5 protein-coding genes are annotated in these 5,414 nt (G+C 44.1%); 3 read left to right on the top strand and 2 right to left on the bottom strand.

Going from position 1 to position 5,414, the window contains the following annotated elements; all coding sequences use genetic code 11:
* Positions 1–282: 282 nt before the first annotated feature.
* Positions 283–1,182: a DMT family transporter gene (locus AB6E08_RS22625; protein WP_135442485.1), complete on the bottom strand. Its 900-nt coding sequence runs from the start codon at positions 1,180–1,182 to the stop codon at positions 283–285.
* 122 nt (positions 1,183–1,304) lie between these two features.
* Here AB6E08_RS22625 and AB6E08_RS22620 point away from each other — a divergent pair, with 122 nt between their 5' ends.
* Positions 1,305–2,735: a PLP-dependent aminotransferase family protein gene (locus tag AB6E08_RS22620; protein WP_372064713.1), complete on the top strand. Its 1,431-nt coding sequence runs from the start codon at positions 1,305–1,307 to the stop codon at positions 2,733–2,735.
* Positions 2,736–2,986: 251 nt separating this feature from the next.
* The gene (locus AB6E08_RS22615; RefSeq protein ID WP_012601109.1) at positions 2,987–4,150 is read left to right on the top strand and encodes an amino acid permease; all 1,164 of its coding nucleotides are present in this window, start codon (positions 2,987–2,989) and stop codon (positions 4,148–4,150) included.
* 152 nt (positions 4,151–4,302) lie between these two features.
* Here the strand turns inward: AB6E08_RS22615 and AB6E08_RS22610 are convergent, their stop codons facing one another.
* Positions 4,303–4,740, bottom strand: a complete 438-nt coding sequence (locus AB6E08_RS22610; RefSeq protein WP_029223898.1) for a MarR family winged helix-turn-helix transcriptional regulator — start codon at positions 4,738–4,740, stop codon at positions 4,303–4,305.
* A gap of 127 nt (positions 4,741–4,867) precedes the next feature.
* On the opposite strand from AB6E08_RS22610, the gene AB6E08_RS22605 reads away from it, so the two are divergent.
* Positions 4,868–5,290, top strand: coding sequence for an organic hydroperoxide resistance protein (locus AB6E08_RS22605; protein WP_012601111.1), 423 nt, complete (start codon positions 4,868–4,870; stop codon positions 5,288–5,290).
* The last annotated feature ends 124 nt before the right edge of the window (positions 5,291–5,414 follow it).

The raw sequence follows: 5,414 nt of genomic DNA, 5'->3' as shown, positions 1-5,414 counted from the left end.
CAGCTCGGAAGGATCCTTCAACCGATCACTTTGGCTTTAACTGATCGGCATTACTGAATATTCAGGCTCTTTTTTGTTTCTAGCAATCTACTTCAAGTCGAGTTATACCAATCACAGTAAGTAAGTGTTCAAAAATAGCGTAGGAAAAAAGCTTGAGAACAAGGCTGCATTTTTCGATAAGTAGTTATTCTACAATCAAAAATTCTAACGAAGTTATCGAGATTTTTAACAAGCTAGGGTGACCAGTTAGTTACTACGATTGGTATAATTTTGGTAGACACATTACCTCTCTAATGCTGTTCGTCTACGGAACTTAATCAACTCAGGCTTTTTCACCACCAGATAAACAGCGGTTGCTGACAACGCGAAGCCTATTGCGCCATAAATGTCGAATGACTCTCCAAAAATGAGCCACGCTTGAATGGCTGTTGTGGGTGGAACTAAGTAAAACACCGATGCCACACTTGAAGAAGCGCCATGCTCTACCATGTAAAGCAGCAATAGAATAGCAATGCACGATAAAACAATCACTAGCCAAGCCAGAGTCAACGTGAACTCAATAGTCCAGTTCACCTGCATAGTTTCGTAGCGCATTGCAAAAGGTAAGAACAATGCTGCTGCTGCCAAGTACTGCACCATCGCGCCACCGACCATATCTGTACCCTGACAAAAGCGCTTCTGATACAAAGTACCGACCGTGATGCCAACCAAAGAAACCAAACACAACAAAGTTGCCGTGACTTTTTGGTCGTCTGACTGCCACTCAATATTGCCCATCAGCACCAAGCTAATACCTGCGAAACCAAGAGCTAAACCTAACCATTGTGCGAAGTTAAAACGCTGCGAGGTACAGCTGATCATAATCAATGCCGTCAGAATCGGTTGTAAGCCAACCAGTAGAGAACTCAACCCAGCGGGCATGCCCATATCAATCGCGAGATAAGTGCCACCAAGGTAGAAACCATGAATCAAAATTCCGACCACACAAGCATGAAAGAATGCGCGACCACGAGGAATACGACGTTTAAGAATGGCAATCAAAACCAAGAACAGCGCCACGTTGGCTACCATCCTAAGTGAAAGTAACGTTGCGGGTTCAGCGTATTCAACACCAAGACGGGCGCCAACAAAGCCTGACGACCACAATAGTACAAACACAAACGGAATCATTTTAATCAGCATTACAAACCTCTGGTCAACTCTTCATCAATGCTGTTACCTTAGTTGGGTACAGATAACTAATAAAGATACAGATATAACACTTTAAATGGTTACAGATTAAGTGTGAGTAACAAGGGGAAAACGTGGAAGCAGAACTCAGCGGCAATAAATATCTCGCGATAGAACAACATATTAAGGCTCAAATCGATAAAGGGCTCTTTCACCCAGACGACCGCTTGCCTTCCATTCGTCAACTCAGTGAACAACTCGGTGTGAGCAAAAACACCGTGATTCGCGCTTATCAAGAACTGGAAGCGACGGGCTGGGTTTATTCTGTGCCTAAATCAGGCTATCGTGTGAAAACACCGAACACCACCATCTGGGATGCACCGAGCCAGCCTCAAAAAGTCGACCTCTTGTCGGTCACCAAATCTGTACTCTCCCGTCCGAAAGGTCGCTTGAAACTGCTTGCTGGTTCTGCACACCCGAACATTAATAACCCTGCCATTCGTAGCTTGTACGCCGAAATCGGTCGCCATAGCCGTTTGCAAACTCAGCTTCCCGGTTATTACCAATTACCTCCCGGTGATGATCAATTAGTAAAGCAGCTGTTAAAGATCACCCATGATCTAGGTGTTCCCGCGGGATCTAATGAAATTGCAATTACACATGGTGCTCAACAGGCGATCAGTCTGGCTTTACGTGCATTAACCAAACCGGGAGACATCGTGGCGGTCGAGTCGCCCTGTTACTTCGGCAATCTGCTTTTACTTGAATCGCTTGGCTTGCAAGCACTAGAAATTCCAAGCAGTGTTAGCCACGGCATTGATATTCCATCACTACAAAGTTCGTTGAACAAATGGGAAGTAAAAACCTTACTGCTAACACCAAACTTTACCAATCCAACGGGTTCACGAATGCCATTGGCTAACCGAAAGGCATTACTGGATATCTCCAGATCTTTACCGATTATCGAAGACGATGTATTCGGTAGCTTGGCATTCGATACACCCATTGCCAGCCTCAAAGAGCTTGATAACCAAGATCGAGTCATTTACGTCAACTCTTTGTCCAAGACCTTAGATTCTCGCTTGCGTATTGGCTGGTTACTCTCAGGCCGTTACCAAGCTCAAGTTGAAAAATACCTGTTATGCGACAACATGGGCAGCTCCAATTTAATGCAATCAGCGGTTGGGCACTTCCTCACTACGGGGAAGTATCGAAGTCATTTGTCTAAGATGAAGCGACTCTACCAAGTCAATCAAAAGCAATTCCAAAGCCTGTTAATACAAGCGCTTGATGGCTATGAACACCTTGTTGGCCGCTACCATCTGTCAAAGCCTGAGGGATCTTTTCTAAACTGGATCACGTTACCTGAATCTGTCGATAGCTACGCGATTTATCAAGATTGTTTGAAGCACAAATTGGGAATATTACCTGGCACAGTATTTGGGACAAACGATCAATATAAACACTGCTTGCGCTTCACGGTAGCGAATATCGAAGAGAGTAAAGAGTGGAAAGAAGGGGTTGTGACACTAGCGAAAATAATCGCGAAACATACTTCTTTCTAATCGAATATTTCTGACTGCTAGATCATTCAACAATGAATAAACGTTAACTAAAACAACCAATACAATCACCAAGAAAATGCGTCAAACGCTCACAGATAATACTCCGAAATACCTTTGTAAGTTTTTTAGAAAAATTCAAAAATAATTAGGATTTAACCCCTAACTTTACTGAGTATTTTGTTAGTCTTGGAAACAATTATTTACAATCCAAACAAAAATTAATTGGATCGCTAGAGGTTGTTTTTTTGAATATGAAATTATTCGGCAGTTCCCTAATCCTTTCGGGAACTGCATTAGGGGCTGGCATGCTTGCTATTCCCATGGTGTTGGCCCAGTTTGGCTTCATGATCAGCTCAGTGCTGATGCTACTCATCTTTATCGGCACCACCTACTCTGCACTCCTACTGGCAGAAGCGTGTACCAAAACGAAAGACAACAGTGGCATGAGCAGTGTTGCTTACCTCACTCTGGGCAGCAAAGGTAAACACTTTATCAATGCACTCTTTTATCTGCTGCTGGTATGCATGCTGATCGCCTATATCTTGGGTGTTGGCGACATCATTCATAAGCTACTGCTCGACGTCGGCGTAGACATCTCTGCATCCGCTGCTTATACCGTTTTCAGCCTATTGATGGGTGTGATTGTAGTCGCGGGTAAGTCTTATATCGATAAATTAAACCGTGGTCTATTCATCATGATGGTGGTAATGCTGTTTATTGTAATTGCCTCTCTGTTTAGCAATATCCGTCTAGATTACCTAACTCAAACTAGCCAATACACGGCCAATGACGTGGTGCAGTACAGCGCGGTTATCTTTACCAGTTTTGCCTCTATGGTGGTGATCCCGTCACTGGTTATCTACAACCGCGAAGCGACTCAAAAGCAGATCCGCAATATGATTCTGCTAGGCTCAGTGATACCACTAATCTGCTACCTAACTTGGTTGTTCGCGATTATCGGTAACCTTGGTACAGACGCGATCAGCCAGTTCCACAACATTTCAGAACTGATCTCAGCATTTAGCGGTCAATCTGCTTGGTTGAAGGTAGTTATTGCGCTGTTCTCAGCACTGGCACTGGTGACCTCTTTCCTTGGTGTATCCATGGCGCTGTATGACCAAAACAAAGACGCAGTCACCAACAACAAAGCATTAGCTTATGCTCTGACCTTTGTATTGCCTTTGGTATTAGCAGAGCTGTTCGCAAGCCAGTTCGTGAGCATGTTGGACTATGCAGGCATGGTGTTGGTGTTCCTAGCTATTTGGGGACCACTCGCAATGGTGGTTAAGGTTCGTAGGCCTGACTTCCCTCACCTTCAAACCGAAGGCAGCTATACAGCAGCCGGTGGCGATACGGCACTGATGGCAACATTCGGTTTTGGGGCTTTGATTTTCGTATCTTGGTTTATGGGATAAATCCCAATTGAATACACTATCTGCTGCCATTTAAACGACAGCAGATACAAAAAGCCCGTTAGTCTTACTCGAATTAGCGATCGCAACTAATTAACAGTAGGGCTAACGGGCTTTCTTATTTTCTGATTACCATAGCCAAAAACTAAAAGTGCTTACTTGGTCAAATTGCCAAGCAATTGCTCACACTGTGCTTTTAGCGATTTAAGCTCATCTTCATTCATCTTAGAAAGACATAGCATTTCTACTGGCACAGTTTGCGCTTGCTCTTTGAGCTCTACCCCTGCAGGCGTCAGTGTAATAACTCGAACTCGTTCATCTTCAGCACTGCGAGTTCTAAGCACGTAACCTTTCGTTTCCAAGCGCTTAAGTAAAGGCGTCAACGTACCTGAATCCAAATGCGTTTTTGCGCCTAGGGCTTTGACATTTATCTCTTTTTCTTCCCACAGCACCATCATCACAATGTACTGCAAGTAAGTAAGGTCAAGCGCTTTCAGTAAAGGTTGATACGCTCTACTCATTGCATTCGATGCACTATACAGCGCAAAACACACCTGATTATCCAGTTTTAGATAGTCATCTTGGTCGCTCATGATCACCTCACCAATAAATTAAATTGTGCACAATATACTTGCGCGCTCGAATTTTATCAATTAAGCTAGCTTTAAAATTAAGTTGCACACAATCTAATTTTGCACAACTCAAGCAAGGACTAAGACAATGACAACACTCTACACAACTTCTGCTACAGCTACTGCAGGTCGTAACGGCCAAGTTTCTACTGATGACAACCTGCTTTCAGTGGCGTTGAGCTATCCTAAAGAGATGGGCGGAACAGGTGAAGCGACAAACCCTGAGCAACTGTTTGCTGCGGGCTACTCTGCGTGTTTCTCAAATGCTCTACTTCATGTAGCTAAAGAGATGAAAATCAAAATCGCATCGGCGCCAACAACTGCAACAGTCGGTATCGGACCAAATGAAAACGGCGGCTTTGCTTTAACTGTTGCTCTATCGATTGAACTGGATCTAGAGCAAGAACAAGCTGTGACGCTTGTGAAAACGGCGCACCAAGTTTGCCCTTACTCAAACGCGGTTCGTGGCAACATTGATGTGAAATTGTCGGTTAACGGACAAGCGCTTTAGCCGCTTCATCCCCCCCCTCCAAAAAAAGAAAAAAAAAGTACCCCGCAAAAAAAATGTCCCGCACTAGGCGGTAATGCCGATCAGTTAAAGCCAAAGTGATCGGTTGAAGGATCCTTCCGAGCTG

Origin of the sequence: Vibrio sp. 10N.247.310.24, assembly GCF_041467175.1 — a bacterium.
Taxonomy (GTDB): domain Bacteria; phylum Pseudomonadota; class Gammaproteobacteria; order Enterobacterales; family Vibrionaceae; genus Vibrio; species Vibrio tasmaniensis_A.
This window is presented reverse-complemented; position numbering and strand designations above follow the sequence as displayed.